This window comes from Bradyrhizobium sp. Mp27 (assembly GCF_029953005.1).
Lineage (GTDB): Bacteria > Pseudomonadota > Alphaproteobacteria > Rhizobiales > Xanthobacteraceae > Bradyrhizobium > Bradyrhizobium barranii.
This window is the reverse complement of sequence record NZ_JASAUS010000001.1, coordinates 115,481-131,310: the sequence shown is the minus strand read 5'-3', so window position 1 is coordinate 131,310 and position 15,830 is coordinate 115,481. Positions and strand designations below refer to the sequence as shown.

The following is a 15,830-nucleotide window of genomic DNA, read 5'->3' as shown; positions in this document are numbered from 1 at the left end:
TGTTGGATTTCTAAGAGCTCATTGCGCGCGGCGGCGGGTCTTCATGTCGAGCCAGACCGCGAGAATGACGATGATGCCGGTGACCAGCGGCTGCCAGTTGGCGCTGACCGACAACAGGTTCATGCCGTTCAGCACCAGCGTCAGGATCAACGCGCCGATGAAGGTGCCGAACACGGTGCCGACACCGCCAAACAGCGAGGTGCCGCCGATCAGCACGGCTGCGATCGCGGGCAAGGTCAGGCTTTCGCCGATGTCGGCTTCGGCCGAATTGAGTCGCGACAGGAAGATGATCGAGGCCAGTCCCGCCATGGTGCCTGATACCGCATAGACCAGCAGCAGGCGCCGCGCGACGGGAATGCCGGAGAGGCGGGCGGCGACCGGATTGGCGCCGATCGCATAGATTTCCTGGCCCCAGATCGTGCGCTGCGCAAACAGCGTTCCGATCCCAAGGAACACCAGCAGCAGGTAGACCGGGATAGGCAGGCCGAACAGATAGCCGCTGCCGATCTGGCGGAAGCCTGCCGGGAAGCCGTGCAGCGTCTCGCCCGCCATGTACCAGTAGGTGAGGCCGTTCAGCACCCAGAGCATGCCGTAGGTGGCGATGAAGGAGGGGATGCGCAGCGCGGTGACCATGATGCCGTTGAGCAGGCCAACGATGCCGCCGCAGGCGAGCCCGGTGAGGATGCCGAGCGCCGGCGAGCCGGTCTTGTGGATCACCGTTCCGGCGATGCAGGCGGACAGCGCGACATTGGCGCCGACGGAGAGATCCAGGCCGGCGGTGAGCACCACCAGCGTCAGGCCCGACGCGATGAAGAAGGTCAGGCTCGCTTGTCTCAGCACGTTGAGGATGTTGCCGAGGCTCAGGAAGGAGTCGCTGAGCACGGCGAGCACCGCACAGATCAGCAGCGCCGCGAGCAGGCGATAGAAGACCTGGATCGCGTCCTGCGACAGGAACGAGCGGGGTGGCGCGATGGCCTCTTTGGAGATGTCGGTCATGCGCGGCTCCGGAGGCCGTCGAGGAACAGAGCGACGATGACGAGGACGCCGACGCTTGCGACCTGCACCGAGGAGGGCATCGAGATCAGGTTGAGCCCATTGCGAAGCACGCCGACCGCGATCACGCCGAGCACGGTGCCGAGCAGCCAGCCATTGCCGCGCTCGAACGAGGTGCCGCCGACCGCGACTGCGGCGATGGCGTCGAATTCGAGGCCGAGGCCCGCAGTCGGGTGGCCGGAATTCATGCGCGCGGTCATCAGCAGGCCCGCAATACCGGCCATGGCGCCGCCGATCGCGTAGACCGCGATCAGCAGCTTGTTCGGCGAGAGGCCGGCATAGCGCAGCGCCTCGCGGTTACCGCCGAGCGCGAAGATGTAGGTGCCGAAACGGGTGTGGTAGAGCAGTCCGTGGAAGGCCGCATAAGTCACCAGCGCCATCACGATGGGCACGGGCACGCCGAGAAGCGTCGCCGAATAGATGTCGCGCACGCTGTGGGGGATGCCGACCACGCTCTGGCCGTCGCTGACGATCAGCGACAGGCCCTGCGCCATGCCGAGCGTGCCGAGCGTCGCGACGAAGGGCGGAATGCCGATGATGGCGACCAGCCAGCCGTTGGCGAAGCCGAAGGCTGCGCCGACGAGAAGCCCGGCGCCCAGGCCCAGCAGCATCGATTTGGTCGCAAGCGACACGATGGCGACGCAGAGCGAGGTCAGCGTCAGCACCGCGCCCATCGACAAATCCAGCCCCTCGGTCATGATGATCAAGGTCATCGGCAGCGCGAGCATGGTCAGGATGGTCGACTGCACCAGCACGTTGGAGAGGTTGGCGACCGACAGGAAGCCGGGCGCGATGGTGCTGAACAGGGCGATCAGCAGCACCAGCACGATGGCAACGCCGGGAATGCGCTGCAGCGGATTGGGTTGAGAGACGACTGCGGCTTCACGCATGATGCATCCCCAGTCGCACGATGTTCTCCTCGGTCAGTTCGCTGCGGGTCAGGTGTCCGGCGATGCGACCCTCGCGCATCACATAGGCGCGGTCGCAGACATGGCAGATCTCGACCTGCTCGGACGAGATCATCAAGGCCGCCGCGCCTTCGGCGACCAGCCGGTCGATCAGCGCAAAGATCTCGGACTTGGCGCCGATGTCGATGCCGCGCGTCGGCTCGTCGAAGATGAAGAGCTTAGAGCCGGCCGCCAGCCACTTGCCGATCACGACCTTCTGCTGGTTGCCACCCGAGAGCAGGCCGACGGTCTGGCGCGCGCTCGGGGTTGCGATGCGCAACTGCCGGATCAGGCCGTCGGACGTGCGCTGCGCGCTGCGCTGGTCGAACAGGCCGCTCGGGAACAGTTTTCGCAGCGCCGACACCACCAGATTGTCGCTCACCGACCGCAGCAGGGCGAGGCCCTCGCTCTTGCGGCTCTCCGGGATCAGCGCGATGCCACGGCGGGCGGCAAGGTCAGGCTCGCCGGAGATGGCCTTGCCGTCGAAAATGATCTCGCCCGACGTCACGGCATCGGCGCCGAAGATGGCGCGGGCGACCTCGCTGCGGCCGGAACCGACCAGGCCGCACAGGCCGACGATCTCGCCCCGGCGCACCTCGATGTTGATGTCGGAGATGCCGGTCGAGGAGCTCAAGCCCTTGACCTCGAGCAGCAGCTCACCGGGCTTCTCGGCAAAATTGCGCGGATAGGTCATGTCGACGTTGCGGCCAACCATCATGCGGACGAGCTGGTCCGGCGTGACGTCTGCGGGGCGAACGCCGTCGATGCGGCGGCCGTCGCGCATCACCGTGATGCGGTCGCCGAGCGCGAACACCTCGGCCATGCGGTGCGAGATATAGACGATGGAGACGCCGTCGGCCTTCAGCCGCGCGATCAACGCGAACAGCAGCTCGGTCTCGCGGTCGGACAGCGCCGCCGTCGGCTCGTCCATGACCAGGATGCGCGCGTCCTGGCTGATCGCCTTCGCGATCTCGACCATCTGCTGCTGCGCCACCCCTAACTTGTCGACGGTGGTGGAGGGATCGATCTCAAACCCGATCGTGCCGAGCACGCGCCTGGCGTCGGCCAGGATCTTGCGGCGGTCGATGGTGCCGGGAATGCGGCCCTTCGGCTCGCGGCCAAGGAAGATGTTCTGGGCGATATCGAGATGGGGGACCAGCGAGAATTCCTGGAAGATCACGGCGATGCCGAGCTTCTGCGCATCCGCGGTCGAAGAGATCGCGACCTTGTCGCCCTTGTAATAGAACTCGCCGGCATCGGCACGGTAGGCGCCGCACAGCACCTTCATCAGGCTTGACTTGCCGGCGCCGTTCTCCCCCAGCAGCATGTGGACCTCGCCGGGGTAGACGGCAAAGGAAACATCATCCAGCGCCTTGACGCCGGGAAATTCCTTGCTGATGCCGCGCAGCTCCAGCAGCGGCGTGGGGGAGGCGGGCTCGATGGCCGATGCGGCGCTGCTCATGCGTGCACTCCGCTCGCAAAAATCTTTCCGGGATTCATCAGTCCATCAGGATCGAGCGCGGTCTTGATCGACTTCATCACGTCGACGGCCTCGCCGAGCTCATCGGTGAGATAATCGATCTTGCCGAGCCCGATGCCGTGCTCGCCGGTGCAGGTGCCGTCCATCGCGATGGCGCGGGCGACCATGCGGGCCTGAAGCGCCTTGGCGCCTTCGGCCTCATCCGGCTTCGCCGGGTCGATCAGGATCAGCATGTGGAAATTGCCGTCGCCGACATGGCCGACGATCGGGGCGGTAAAACCGTGCTCGTCCGCGTCGCGCCTGGTCTCGGTCAGGCATTCCGCCAGCCGCGAGATCGGCACACAGACATCGGTGATCACGGCGCGTGCGCCGGGCCGCAAGCCCAGGCCCGCATAGAGCGTGTTGTCGCGGGCGTGCCAGAGCCGGCTGCGGTCTTCCTGCGCCTTCGCCCAGGCAAAACCATGGCCGCCATGGTCGGCCGCGATCGCCTGCGCGGCCTCGGCCTGTTCGGCGACGGAGCTCTCCGAGCCATGGAATTCGAAGAACAAAGTGGGGGCCTCGCGATAGCCGAGCTTTGCGTAGGCGTTGATGCCGCGCATCATGACGTCGTCGAGCAGCTCGATGCGGGCCACGGGGATCGCGGACTGGATCACGGAGATCGCGGTGTCCACGGCATCGTGCAGGGTGTCGAAGCTGCAGACGGCGGCCGAGATCGCCTGCGGAACGGGATGCACCTTCAAAGTGACTTCGGTGATGACGCCAAGCGTGCCTTCCGCACCGACGAACATCCGCGTCAGGTCATAGCCGGCGGCCGATTTGCGCGCGCGCCTGGCGGTGCGGATCACGCGTCCGTCGGCCAGCACGACCTCCAGCGCCATGACATTGTCCTTCATGGTGCCGTAGCGTACCGCCATGGTGCCGGACGCGCGCGTGGAGGTCATGCCGCCGATCGAGGCGTCGGCGCCGGGGTCGATCGGGAAGAAAAGCCCGGTGCCGCGCAGCTCGGCATTGAGCTGCTTGCGCGTGATGCCGGGCTGCACCACGACGTCCATGTCGCTGTCGTGCACCGTCAGCACCTTGTTCATCCGGGCGAAGTCGAAGCAGACGCCACCCGCGACCGAAGCCGCATTGCCTTCGAGCGAGGTGCCCGCGCCGAACGGAACGATCGGCATGCCCGCGCTGGCGCAGAGCTTCACGATCTCCGCGACCTCCTGCGTGGTTTCCGGAAAGACGACGATGTCGGGCGGCAAATTGCGATAGTGCGATTCGCTCTGTCCGTGCTGATCGAGCACGCCGCGCGCAACGCTCGCGCGCGGGCCGATCATGCCGGTGAGGCGATCGGCCAATATGCTCGTGCTGACCCGCGGTCCCATCCTTAGCTCCCGTCTGCTCCCTGTTGCCGGACTCTTGTTGGTCCTTGGTTTAGCCTAGGCGGCTCTCGCGTTACTCGCGACCTGCTTCAGGCCGAAATCGTAATTGAGGTGGAAATAGTCGCGCTCCACCATGCGACCATCCGGCGCACGGCCGGCAGGGTGGCCAGTGAATTCGCGGATCAGGCTGTCCTTGACGCCGAACACCACGTCAGAGTCGAGATATTTGTCACCGGCGACGAACACATGGGTCACCAGCTGCTCGAAACCGGGCGCCGAGATCATGAAATGCACGTGCGCGGGGCGCCAGGGATGGCGGCCCTGCACCTCCAGCATCTCGCCGACCGGGCCGTCATGCGGGATCGGATAGGCGGCCGGCTTGATCGACCAGAAATGGAAACGGCCGTTGGCGTCGGTATGGAAGCGCGCGCGCATCGCGAGATCGCCGATGTCGTCGAGCTGCTGCACGTCGTAATAACCGTCGTCGTCGGAATGCCAGACGTCTACTGTCGCTCCCACAAGCGGCTTGCCGTCGACGGTCGAGACCGAGCCGGTGACCAGCATGGGATCGCCTTCCATCGGCCCCGAGATATCCGCGCCGCTGTCCTTTTCCGGCGCGGCCTGGACGAAGAACGGGCCGAGCACCGTGGTCTCGGTCGCGCCTTCCGGCACGGGATGGTTGATCGCATCGACCAGCATGGAGACGCCGAGCGTATCCGACAGCAGGATGAACTCCTGCCGCTTGTCGTCGCACATGTGTCCGGTGCGGGTCAGGAAATCGATGCCGTATTCCCATTCCTTCTGGGTCGGCCGGACCTCGCGGACGAAGGCATGAAGGTGGCGCACCAGCGCTTCGCTGACCTCTTTGATGCGTGGATCGGTCGCATCCTTGATCCGCTCCAGCACCGCGTCCGTGATCGTGGTCTCGTTGAAGTTACGCATCGGTGTCTCCGCGATCAGAGTTTCGGCTCGCCAAGCCCGGACAGACGTTCCAGGTGCTTGACGGTCGCGATGAAGTCGGTGTCGCCGTCGCCCTGCGCGACCAGCGAGCCATAGGTTTCACGCACTTGGGCTGCGAGCTGCAGCGGCACGCCCACGGCGTGGCCGGCGCCGAGGATGAGATCGAGATCCTTGGCCATCTGCTTGCACGAGAAAGTCGACTCGAAATCGCGCGTCCGCAGCGGTGCGGTCTTGTACTTCACCATCGGCGAGGCGACTGCGCTATCGTCGAGCACCTTCAAAATGTCCTGCCAGGCGATGCCGCCCTTGCGCGCCAGCGCCAGGCTCTCGGCCATCATCGCCGCCGAGACCGCGATCATCAGATTGACCGAGAGCTTTGCGTAGCGGGCTTCCTCGGCCGGCCCGAGATAGGTCTGGACGCGGGTGAAGGCGGCGAACAGCGGCTTTGCGTTGTCGAAGGCGTCCTTCGGCCCTGATACGAAGCAGGTCAGGGCACCGGTATGAACGATGCTGGCATTGCCGGATACCGGCGAACGCAGATAGGCAATGCCGCGCGCTTGTGCAGCGGCCGCAACTTCGGTGGAGGCCTCGACGCTCACGGTGCTGGTCTCGATCAGAACAGATCCAGCAGCCATCGCGGCGATCAGACCAGCGGGGCCGAGCAACGCGCCGCGCAAGGCTGCGTCATCGGGCAGGGATGTGATGATCGCGGCCTTGCCGCTCACGGCCTCGGCCGGCGAAGCCGCAATCGAAATGCCTTGCGCACGCGCCTCGTTGATCCGGGCTGCGCTCTGATCGAATGCGGTCACGGTATAGCCGGCCTTGGCGACGAGCGCCGACATCGGCAGGCCCATCTTGCCGATCCCGATGAAAGCGACATTCCTTGAAGTGTCGGTCATTGATCTCATCCATTGGCGCCTTCAGGCGGCGCGTCCCTGTCGTTCGATGTCCTGCACCAGCCGCCGGCCGGATTGGGCCAGCAGCTCTTTCTTCGCGTCCAGCCCGTCAACCAACAGCCGGCCGTCGCGCTTCTTCCAGGCGCCGCCGATCATGACTGCCTCGATATTGGCGAGGCTCGTCTGCATCACGACCGTCGCGACGGGATCGTGCACCGGGAAGAGATTGAGATCGGATGCGTTGATGATGACGAGGTCAGCGAGCTTACCCGGCGTCAGCGAGCCGATCTGGCCCTCGCGGCCGAGCATGCGGGCGCCTTCGGTCGTGATCCAGCGCAGCGCCTCGCGCACGGGGACCGTGGTCGTCGCCGGAATGGTGCCGCTCACCTGACGCGACTTCGCATTGTCGAGTGCCCGCTGCATCGACAGCGCGATGCGGGCGACGGAGAAGAGATCGCCGGCCAGCACGGATTCCAGGTCGATCCCGATGGTCGGGCGCACGCCGCGCTTGAGCAGCCTACCGGTGATCGGAAAACCGTGGCCCTGGATCATCTCGTTCTCCGGCGTCACCGAGAAGGAGACGCCGAGGTCGACCATCCTGTCGAGAAGACTGTCCGGGAGATCATTGCCATGAACGATGTTGATGCCGGCGCCGACGAGACCCGCTTCGATCAGCTTCTCCCAGCCGTCGGGCGTCTTGGCCGGACCGCCGCCTTGATGCATGGATGCGATCAGCTTCAGCTCGCGCGCCAGGCGGAAGTCGTGCATCGCGACGTCGAGCGTCGAATAATGCGGGCCGAGAATGGCAAGCCCGAGCGTAACGAGGCCATCGCGGTCGGCGAGGGGACCAGCCAGCAGCCGCTCGACCTCGCGGCGCGGATGCGGAATCTCGGAGAAATGCGGCTCGCCGGGCTTCGGCTCTGGCTTGGGCGAGCCGTGGAAGAAGGCGGCACGGATGCCGCTCTCGATCAGGCCGCGCACGGCGGCATCAGTATGGTCAGGCGTCGGATTGTTGTGGCACCAGTCGACCAGCGTTGTGGTGCCGCAATTGATCTGGTTCAGCGCACCGACGAGGGTCGCAATGTAGATGTCGTCGGGCCGGAACACGGTCGCGAGCCCGGCATGCATGCGACGGAAATATTCCAGCAGCGTCCAGTTCGCGGCATAGCCGCGCAACGCGGTCTGCCAGGTGTGCATATGCGCGTTGATCAGGCCGGGGATGACGATGCGGCCGTTGCCGTCCACGATCTCGGTTTCGGAAGCGCCGCTGCCGAGGTCGATCGATGGGCGCACATCGACGATGCGGCTGCCCTCGACCAGCACATCGCCGGTGTTGAGGTCGCCAATCGCGTCATCCATGCTGATGACGACAGCGGATTTGATCAGCGTGCGCCGCATCGCTTCAGGCCGCCGCTTTGATGGTAACAGGCGGCTCGCCGGCCCAGGCGCGGGCGATCAGCTCGCGGATGGCATTGCGCTCGAGCGGGCGCGGGTTCCAGTAGGCGTTGGTGACGGCGAGATCGGCGGCCTTGTCGATGCCGCTTTCGGGCATGCCGATGTCGCGCAACGCCAGCTTCGCGCCCAGCCGCTTCGCGAGGTCGTAGAGCCCCTGGGACGCATCGGCCGCGCCGATCGCGCGCGAGATGCGCGCCATGGCATCGGGCACCGCCGGTGCGTTGTAGGCGAGCGCATGCGGCAGCACGATGGTGTGGGTCTCGGCGTGCGGCAGATCGAAGGTACCGCCGAGCGTGTGGCAGAGCTTGTGATGCAGCGCCATGCCGACGGTGCCGAGGCAGACGCCGCACAGCCAGGCGCCATAGAGTGCCTCGGTGCGAGCCTCGCGGTCATCGCTTTTGGCTGCAATCGCGGGCAGGGCGCGAGCCAGCGCGCGGATGCCTTCCTCCGCCATCAGCGAGGTCACGGGATTGGTGTCGCGCGCATAGAGCGCTTCAACGGCATGCGCGATCGCGTTGACGCCGGATGTTGCGGCGAGGCTTGCCGGCAGCGTCAGGGTGAGGTCGACATCGTAGATCACGGTCTCCGGCAGTATCGCTGCGTCGCGCACCGTGGTCTTCAGGCCGTTCTCGGTCTGGCCGACGATCGGCGTCATCTCCGAGCCAGCATAGGTGGTGGGAATGCAGAGCTGGTTGATTCCGGTGCGCAAGGCCAGCGCCTTGCCAAGGCCGGTGGTCGATCCGCCGCCGAGCGAGACGACGCAGTCGGCCTCGCATGCCTTCATCGCCGCGAGCGCGCGCTCCGTGACCTCGACCGGGGTATGCATGGTCGCGCCGGGAAAGATGCCGGCATAGAGCGGGCCGAGGGCGGCCCCCAGGCTCTTGCCTTGCGCCTCCTGCTGCGGCGTCGTCAGCACCAGCGCGCGCTGGCCGCCGAGCCGCTCGACCTCGGCTTTGGCGGAGGCCAGCGTTCCGCTGCCGAACACGACGCGGCAGGGCAGGTTTTCAAAGGTGAACGAACCGATCATGCGCCGGTCTCTTTGATGGGATAATCGACCTGGAAGCGCCCGATCCGCAAGTCGCCCAGCGCCTCGCGGACGCGCAAATGTTCGGGGTGGGTGGCATAGGCGGCGAGTGCGGCCTGGTCGGCAAATTCGGAGAACAGCACCACGTCGCAGGCGTAATCGACATCGCTGACGTCGACGCCGACCTCGATGTGGGTGAGGCCCTCAATCCGGCCCCGCAGTCCCTCAAACAGGGTCTTGACCTTGGAACGGGCCGCAGAGCGCTCCGCGGGGGTCTCCCCGCGCAGCCGCCACATCACGATGTGCCTGATCGGGCCCGACATTTCCCAGTTTCCTCGCCTGCTATCTTGCTTGTGTTCTGGCCATTTTGACTTGCGGGATGTGGAAATAAAGGTCAATATTTGTAAGTCTCTTTTTCTAAAAGTGGAAAAATGGATCGCCTGCTGCAATTGGAGGTGTTCTCCAAGACGGCCGAGCTCGGCAGCCTGTCAAAAGCCGCCGAGGCCTTGCGCATGTCGAATGCGGCGGCGAGCCGTCATCTCAGCGCGCTCGAGGAGCGCCTTGCGGTCAGGCTGATCGAGCGCAACACACGCAGGCTGTGGTTGACGGAGGCGGGGCAGGAGCTGCTGGAGCGCTCCAGCCGGGTCCTGAGCGAATTGGCGGAGGCCGAGGACATCGTCAGTGATCGCGCGCTGTCGCCGCAGGGCACGCTGCGGGTCACGAGCTCGCTGTCCTTTGCGGTGATCTATCTGGCGCCGATGCTGCCGGCCTTCCGCGCGCGCTATCCGAAGCTCAACATGCAGATCACGACCGCCAACCGCTATCCCGATTTCATCGAGGCCGGCATCGACGTCGCGATCCGGACGCGCGAGCAGGAGCCGGATTCGAACATCATCGTCCGCCGCATCGGCCAGATGCGGCGCGTGCTTGCCGCCGCGCCCTCCTATCTCGCAAGCGCGGGCGAGCCGGAGCAGCCCGCCGATCTCGCGCGCCACAACATGCTGGTCTACAATCTCGCGAACGATCCCTATTCGCTGCGCCTGCGCAAGAGCCATGGCGCGCAGACCGTCCGCATCACGCCGACGCTCGACAGCAATGACGGCCAGGTCATTCGTGGCGCGGCGCTGGCAGGGCTCGGCATCCTGATCCAGCCGCTCTACATCGTTCAAAGCGACATCGCGGCGGGTCGCCTCGTCCCGGTGCTGGTGGATTGGGAGCTGCCGCTGCTCACCATGAACATCGCCTACCAGAACCGTGCCGGGCTGCCCGCCAAGATCAGGGCCTTTTCTGACTTCCTCGTCACCCATATCCGCGAGCATTCGGAGCCGGGCATCTGGATGGACGCGACGAAGTGAGCGGGTAGCAGCCATGTATCTCGGCATCGATCTCGGCACCTCGGCGGTCAAGACCGTTCTCGTCGACGGCGCCCAGCGCGTGATTGCGAGCGAGAGCCGGCCGTTGACGACGACGTCGCCGCTATCAGGCTATTTCGAGCAGGATCCCGCGCAGTGGATCGATGCAACCTTCGCCACGCTCGATGCCTTGAAGGTGACGCATGCCGGCGAGCTGGCGGCCGTCGAAGGCATTGGACTGTCCGGGCAGATGCATGGCGCCACGCTGCTCGATGCGAGCGCGAGACCGTTGCGGCCCTGCATCCTCTGGAACGACGGGCGCTCCGCCGCCGAGTGTCGCGTCCTGGAACGACGCTGGCCCGCTTTGCGTACGACGTCGGGCAACAAGGCGATGCCGGGATTCACCGCGCCGAAGCTGCTCTGGATCGCGACGCATGAGCCCGAAATCTTTGCGGCGACGAAACTCGTGCTGCTGCCAAAGGCCTATCTGCGCCTGGTGCTGAGCGGCGAGGCCATCGAGGACGTCTCGGATGCATCGGGATCGCTGTGGCTCGACGCCGCGCGCCGGGACTGGTCGGACGCAGCGCTGGCAGCGACCGGCCTGTCGCGCGATCACATGCCGCGTCTGGTCGAGGGATGTGCGCCCGCGACCACGCTGCGCGGCGAGCTGGCGCGGCGTTGGGGCATGACCGGACAGCCGGTGATCGCGGGCGGTGCCGGCGACAATCCGGCAGGCGCCGTCGGCATCGGCGCGATCCGGCCGGGAACCGCGTTCGTGTCTCTGGGAACCTCGGGTGCCTTGCTGGCACCGACCAGCAGAATCGCTGCCAACCCGGACCGCGCGGTGCACACGTTCTGCCATGCCATTCCCGACATGTGGATTCAGGCCGGCGCGATCCTCTCGGCCGCCTCCTGCCTGGCCTGGATCGCGCGCCTGTTCGGAGCCGCCGAGGCCGAATTGCTGGCGCCGCTTGGATTGCGCCCGCAGGCGCCGTCGCCTGTGAGCTTCCTGCCTTATCTGGCGGGTGAGCGGACACCGCACGATGATCCCGCCGTGCGCGGCATGCTGGATGGTTTGAGCCATGGCACCGATCTCGGGTCGATCGTGCAGGCGGTGCTCGAGGGCGTTGCCTTCGCGCTTGCCGATTGCCGCGACGCGCTCGCGGATGCCGGCATTGCGATGACGGAAGCCGACGCCATTGGCGGTGGTTCACGGTCCGGGTTCTGGCTCTCGGTGCTGGCAAACGTGCTGAATGTTCCGATTCATCGCTTTGCCGGAGGCGAGACCGGCGCGGCGTTCGGTGCGGCGAGATTGGGGCGGCTTGCTGTCACCGGTGAGGCGATCGCCGCCGTATGCACGCGGCCGCAGCGGATCGAGACGTTCGAACCCGACGCAAGACTGGTCGATGCCTATGCCGAGCGGCTTCCCGCGTGGCGTGCACTGTATCGGCCGCGCCACTAGCATCGCCTCGACGTTGCATTCCCGTGTGTTCGGTATTGCTCTGTGCCGCGGCCTTTTGTTTAATGCGTGAACCGCGCTGACGAAATCATTGAGACGCGGGTAGGAAACGCATTGTGCGTCGGGAGGCACGATGAACGATCCGATCCTGGAGATGCGTGGGGTCTCAAAATCCTTCTTTGGCATCAAGGCGCTGCGTTCCGTCGATCTCACCGTCTATGCCGGCGAAATTCATGCCCTGATGGGTGAGAACGGCGCCGGAAAGTCGACGCTGATGAAGATCTTGTCCGGCGCCTACAGGCCCGATCCCGGCGGCGAGATCCGCATCGAAGGAAGCCCGGTACGGATCGAAGGTCCGCTCGGCGGCCGCGCGGCGGGCATCTCCATCATCTACCAGGAGCTGTCGTTGGCTCCCAATCTCAGTGTTGCCGAGAATATCTATCTCGGCCGGGAGCTATCGCGAGCAGGCTTGCTGGCACGCGGTGCCATGCGCGAGGGCGTCGGCCCCATCCTGAAACGGCTGGGCGCGGACTTCCTGCCGTCGACGCTGGTGGCGCACCTCTCCATGGGCCAGCGGCAACTGGTCGAGATCGCGCGTGCGCTGCACGTCAGATCAAAAATCCTGATCATGGATGAGCCGACCACGGCGTTGTCGGCCGGCGAGAGCGCGCGGCTGTTCGCGTTGATCCGTCAGCTTCGCGCCGAGGGGCTTGCCATCATCTACATCTCGCATCGTATGGACGAGGTCTATGCGCTCGGCGACCGCGTCACCGTGCTGCGCGACGGCCGGCTGGTCGGGGCGCTCGACAAGCAGGAGATCCGCGCCGACACCATCGTTCGGCTGATGGTCGGGCGTGACGTCTCCTCGTTCTACAAGAAGGATCATGATCCGGAGGCGGGGCGGGGGCATCCCGTGCTCGCAGCGATCGACATGGCCGATGGCCGGCGCGTCAAGGGCTGCTCCCTGACCGTGCATGCGGGCGAGGTGGTCGGCCTCGCCGGCCTGATCGGCGCGGGCCGCACCGAGCTTGCGCATCTCATCATTGGCGCGGCGCCCAGGACCTCCGGCCGTGTCGAGCTGGAAGGACGCCCGGTCGATATCCGCACGCCGGGTGAGGCGCTCGACATCGGCGTCGCCTATCTGACCGAGGATCGCAAGGCGCTCGGCCTGTTTCTGGACATGTCGTGCCTGGACAACATCAACCTCGCGGTGCTCGGCCGGGATGCCCGGATCGGTTACATCCTCGATCGCGACAAGGCCCGCGACCGCGCCAACAGGGCGTTCGCGGCGCTCGGCATTCGTGCCGCCGATATCAACGTCACCGTCGGCGCATTGTCCGGCGGCAATCAGCAGAAGGTGCTGCTGTCGCGCCTGCTTGCGACCACGCCAAAGGTCCTGATCCTCGATGAGCCGACGCGCGGCGTGGATGTCGGCGCCAAGTCCGAGATCTATTCGATCATCGACAATCTTGCCAAATCCGGCACTGCGATCCTCGTCATCTCGTCCGATCTGCCCGAGATCATCGGCATCTGCGACCGCGTCGTCGTCATGCGGGCAGGGCATATCGCCGGTGAAATCGAGCGTGGCGCGACGTCGCCCCTGAACCAGGAAGACATCATGGCGCTCGCCACGGGGATGGAGCAACTCGATGCATGACGGCTCTCCAAAGACGGACATCGCCGCCGCCGCGGGCCTCGCGGCCGCGCAAGAGACGAAGCGTCAGCGCATACGGCTTCTGATCCGCGCCGCCGGCATGCTGCCGGTGTTGTTGATCTTGTGCGGCGGCTTCCATTTTCTGTCGGAGGGCCGCTTCTTCACCGGACAAAATCTCGGCATCGTGTTGCAGCAGGCCGCAGTGAACACCGTGCTCGCCGCAGGCATGACCTTCGTCATTCTCACCGGCGGCATCGACCTCTCGGTCGGTTCGATCCTGGCGGCGTCCGCGATGGCCGGGTTGACGCTCTCCAAGCTGCCGGAGCTCGGGATGCTGTGGCTGCCGGCCGCGCTGCTCACGGGCCTCGGCTTCGGCGTCATCAACGGCGCACTGATTGCACTCCTTCGCCTGCCGCCTTTCATCGTCACGCTCGGCTCTCTCACCGCCGTACGCGGCCTGGCGCGACTGCTCGGGGCCGACACCACCGTCTTCAATCCTTCCATTCCCTATGCCTTCATCGGCAACGGCTCGCTGACGCTCGTTCCCGGCGTCGCGTCGATCCCGTGGCTCTCGGTGATCGCCTTGCTCGTCATCCTCGTCTCGTGGCTGGTGCTGCGCCGGACCGTCCTCGGCGTGCACATCTATGCGGTGGGCGGCAATGAAAGCGCGGCGCGGCTTGCCGGCATCAAGGTCTGGGCTGTGCTGATCTTCGTCTACGGCATCTCGGGACTCTTCGCCGGGCTCGGCGGCGCCATGCAGGCGGCGCGGCTATATGCGGCCAACGGTCTCCAGCTCGGTCAGTCCTACGAGCTCGATGCGATCACCGCCGTGATCCTCGGCGGCACGTCGTTCGTCGGCGGCATCGGCTCGATCTGGGGCACGCTGGTCGGCGCGCTGATCATCGCCGTCCTGTCGAACGGTCTGATCCTCGTCGGCGTCTCGGACATCTGGCAATATGTGATCAAGGGCCTGGTGATCATCGGCGCCGTGGCGCTGGACCGCTACCGGCTGCAGGGCTCCGCCAGAACGTGAAAGGCTCCGCCAGAACCTGAAAGGGTTCGGCGCGCACCTGAGTGCGCAGGCGTGATGCGAGGTTCCGCTGCGGCAACTGGTCTGCCGTGCCGGATAAGAATACAGACCAGGGAGGAAGCCAATGTTGAAGACGATCACGCTCGCCGGCGCCGCGATGGCGCTTGCCCTAAGCACCGCGCCATCCTTCGCCAAGGAACTCAAGTCGATCGGCGTCTCGCTGGGTTCGATGGGCAATCCGTTCTTCGTCGCGCTGTCGAAGGGCGCCGAGTTCGAGGCCAGGAAGACCAATCCCAATGTGAAGATCACGACGGTCGGTTTCGAATACGACCTCGGCAAGCAGGTCACCCAGATCGACAATTTCATTGCCGCCGGCGTCGACCTGATCCTGTTGAACCCCGGCGATCCCAAGGCGATCGGGCCGGCGATCAAGAAGGCGCAGGCGGCGGGCATCGTGGTCGTCGCGGTCGACACCGCGGCCGAAGGCGCCGACGCCACCATAACCACGAACAACGTGCAGGCCGGCGAGATCTCATGCCAGTACATCGTCGACAAGCTGGGGGGCAAGGGCGACGTCATCATCGAGAACGGGCCGCAGGTCTCGGCCGTGATCGACCGCGTCGTCGGCTGCAAGAACGTTCTCTCGAAGAATCCCGGGATCAAGGTGTTGTCCAGCGACCAGGACGGCAAAGGCTCGCGTGAAGGCGGTCTCACCGTCGCGCAGGGCTATCTGACGCGCTTTTCCAAGATCGACGCCATCTTCGCCATCAACGATCCGCAGGCGATCGGCACCGATCTCGCGGCGCGCCAGCAAAGCCGCAGCGGCATTGTCATCACCGCGGTCGATGGCGCGCCCGACATCGAGGCCGCGCTGAAGGATCCGGCGGCGCCGCAGATCCAGGCGTCCGCGTCGCAGGACCCGTTCTTCATGGCGCGGCGCGCGGTGCAGGTGGGCGTCGGCATTCTCAATGGCCAGAAGCCGGCCTCGACCGTCGAGCTCCTGCCCTCGAAGCTCGTGACCCGGGACAACGTCGCCGAGTACAAGGGCTGGACCTCGGATCGTTCTCAATAGAACGCCGCCTGCTGCGGGAGCGGCCGAAGCACGAGATGACGGGCGGCGTTGTGATCCACGCCGTCCGTTGTGCCACGC

14 protein-coding genes are annotated in these 15,830 nt (G+C 65.7%); 5 read left to right on the top strand and 9 right to left on the bottom strand.

What is annotated here, in order from left to right; translation table 11 throughout:
• Positions 1-18 precede the first annotated feature (18 nt).
• Genes QJT78_RS00560 through QJT78_RS00520 form a run of 9 tightly spaced genes read right to left on the bottom strand, consistent with a single transcriptional unit; the run spans position 19 to position 9,508 of the window.
• Complete coding sequence (locus QJT78_RS00560; RefSeq protein WP_028148432.1) at positions 19-996, bottom strand: ABC transporter permease; 978 nt, start codon at positions 994-996, stop codon at positions 19-21.
• Positions 993-1,943 (bottom strand): ABC transporter permease, encoded by a 951-nt coding sequence (locus tag QJT78_RS00555; protein WP_028148431.1) that lies wholly within the window; start codon positions 1,941-1,943, stop codon positions 993-995. The genes QJT78_RS00560 and QJT78_RS00555 overlap by 4 nt, the downstream gene beginning before the upstream one ends.
• Positions 1,936-3,462: a sugar ABC transporter ATP-binding protein gene (locus QJT78_RS00550; protein WP_038941762.1), complete on the bottom strand. Its 1,527-nt coding sequence runs from the start codon at positions 3,460-3,462 to the stop codon at positions 1,936-1,938. The genes QJT78_RS00555 and QJT78_RS00550 overlap by 8 nt, the downstream gene beginning before the upstream one ends.
• Positions 3,459-4,853 carry an FAD-linked oxidase C-terminal domain-containing protein gene (locus QJT78_RS00545; RefSeq protein ID WP_028148429.1) on the bottom strand — a complete coding sequence of 465 codons (1,395 nt, stop codon included), beginning with the start codon at positions 4,851-4,853 and terminating at the stop codon, positions 3,459-3,461. Before QJT78_RS00545 ends, QJT78_RS00550 begins: the two co-directional genes overlap by 4 nt.
• Positions 4,854-4,907: 54 nt before the next feature.
• Positions 4,908-5,792: an intradiol ring-cleavage dioxygenase gene (locus QJT78_RS00540; RefSeq protein WP_028148428.1), complete on the bottom strand. Its 885-nt coding sequence runs from the start codon at positions 5,790-5,792 to the stop codon at positions 4,908-4,910.
• A 14-nt stretch (positions 5,793-5,806) separates the two neighbouring features.
• On the bottom strand, positions 5,807-6,709 hold the full coding sequence (locus tag QJT78_RS00535; RefSeq protein WP_028148427.1) for an NAD(P)-dependent oxidoreductase: 903 nt from the start codon (positions 6,707-6,709) through the stop codon (positions 5,807-5,809).
• 21 nt (positions 6,710-6,730) lie between these two features.
• Positions 6,731-8,104 carry an amidohydrolase family protein gene (locus QJT78_RS00530; protein WP_028147169.1) on the bottom strand — a complete coding sequence of 458 codons (1,374 nt, stop codon included), beginning with the start codon at positions 8,102-8,104 and terminating at the stop codon, positions 6,731-6,733.
• Between the two features lie 4 nt (positions 8,105-8,108).
• Complete coding sequence (locus tag QJT78_RS00525) at positions 8,109-9,188, bottom strand: maleylacetate reductase (protein WP_028147170.1); 1,080 nt, start codon at positions 9,186-9,188, stop codon at positions 8,109-8,111.
• Positions 9,185-9,508: a Dabb family protein gene (locus QJT78_RS00520; protein WP_028147171.1), complete on the bottom strand. Its 324-nt coding sequence runs from the start codon at positions 9,506-9,508 to the stop codon at positions 9,185-9,187. The genes QJT78_RS00525 and QJT78_RS00520 overlap by 4 nt, the downstream gene beginning before the upstream one ends.
• Before the next feature lie 108 nt (positions 9,509-9,616).
• Between QJT78_RS00520 and QJT78_RS00515 the strand changes: the two genes are divergently transcribed.
• From QJT78_RS00515 to QJT78_RS00495, 5 genes are all read left to right on the top strand, one after another.
• Positions 9,617-10,540 carry a LysR family transcriptional regulator gene (locus QJT78_RS00515; RefSeq protein WP_028147172.1) on the top strand — a complete coding sequence of 308 codons (924 nt, stop codon included), beginning with the start codon at positions 9,617-9,619 and terminating at the stop codon, positions 10,538-10,540.
• A gap of 13 nt (positions 10,541-10,553) precedes the next feature.
• The gene (gene xylB / locus QJT78_RS00510; protein ID WP_028147173.1) at positions 10,554-11,999 is read left to right on the top strand and encodes a xylulokinase; all 1,446 of its coding nucleotides are present in this window, start codon (positions 10,554-10,556) and stop codon (positions 11,997-11,999) included.
• Positions 12,000-12,129: 130 nt separating this feature from the next.
• Positions 12,130-13,653 carry a sugar ABC transporter ATP-binding protein gene (locus QJT78_RS00505; RefSeq protein WP_028147174.1) on the top strand — a complete coding sequence of 508 codons (1,524 nt, stop codon included), beginning with the start codon at positions 12,130-12,132 and terminating at the stop codon, positions 13,651-13,653.
• Positions 13,646-14,683, top strand: a complete 1,038-nt coding sequence (locus QJT78_RS00500) for a ribose ABC transporter permease (protein WP_038941760.1) — start codon at positions 13,646-13,648, stop codon at positions 14,681-14,683. Before QJT78_RS00505 ends, QJT78_RS00500 begins: the two co-directional genes overlap by 8 nt.
• 121 nt (positions 14,684-14,804) lie before the next feature.
• Positions 14,805-15,752 carry an ABC transporter substrate-binding protein gene (locus QJT78_RS00495; RefSeq protein WP_028155726.1) on the top strand — a complete coding sequence of 316 codons (948 nt, stop codon included), beginning with the start codon at positions 14,805-14,807 and terminating at the stop codon, positions 15,750-15,752.
• Positions 15,753-15,830: the final 78 nt, after the last annotated feature.

What these genes read in the sequence shown, in the direction of transcription:
- QJT78_RS00560 (WP_028148432.1), bottom strand. Translation starts at nt 996, where the DNA reads ATGACCGACATCTCCAAAGAGGCCATCGCGCCACCCCGCTCGTTCCTG.
- QJT78_RS00555 (WP_028148431.1), bottom strand. Translation starts at nt 1,943, where the DNA reads ATGCGTGAAGCCGCAGTCGTCTCTCAACCCAATCCGCTGCAGCGCATT.
- QJT78_RS00550 (WP_038941762.1), bottom strand. Translation starts at nt 3,462, where the DNA reads ATGAGCAGCGCCGCATCGGCCATCGAGCCCGCCTCCCCCACGCCGCTG.
- QJT78_RS00545 (WP_028148429.1), bottom strand. Translation starts at nt 4,853, where the DNA reads ATGGGACCGCGGGTCAGCACGAGCATATTGGCCGATCGCCTCACCGGC.
- QJT78_RS00540 (WP_028148428.1), bottom strand. Translation starts at nt 5,792, where the DNA reads ATGCGTAACTTCAACGAGACCACGATCACGGACGCGGTGCTGGAGCGG.
- QJT78_RS00535 (WP_028148427.1), bottom strand. Translation starts at nt 6,709, where the DNA reads ATGACCGACACTTCAAGGAATGTCGCTTTCATCGGGATCGGCAAGATG.
- QJT78_RS00530 (WP_028147169.1), bottom strand. Translation starts at nt 8,104, where the DNA reads ATGCGGCGCACGCTGATCAAATCCGCTGTCGTCATCAGCATGGATGAC.
- QJT78_RS00525 (WP_028147170.1), bottom strand. Translation starts at nt 9,188, where the DNA reads ATGATCGGTTCGTTCACCTTTGAAAACCTGCCCTGCCGCGTCGTGTTC.
- QJT78_RS00520 (WP_028147171.1), bottom strand. Translation starts at nt 9,508, where the DNA reads ATGTCGGGCCCGATCAGGCACATCGTGATGTGGCGGCTGCGCGGGGAG.
- QJT78_RS00515 (WP_028147172.1), top strand. Translation starts at nt 9,617, where the DNA reads ATGGATCGCCTGCTGCAATTGGAGGTGTTCTCCAAGACGGCCGAGCTC.
- xylB (WP_028147173.1), top strand. Translation starts at nt 10,554, where the DNA reads ATGTATCTCGGCATCGATCTCGGCACCTCGGCGGTCAAGACCGTTCTC.
- QJT78_RS00505 (WP_028147174.1), top strand. Translation starts at nt 12,130, where the DNA reads ATGAACGATCCGATCCTGGAGATGCGTGGGGTCTCAAAATCCTTCTTT.
- QJT78_RS00500 (WP_038941760.1), top strand. Translation starts at nt 13,646, where the DNA reads ATGCATGACGGCTCTCCAAAGACGGACATCGCCGCCGCCGCGGGCCTC.
- QJT78_RS00495 (WP_028155726.1), top strand. Translation starts at nt 14,805, where the DNA reads ATGTTGAAGACGATCACGCTCGCCGGCGCCGCGATGGCGCTTGCCCTA.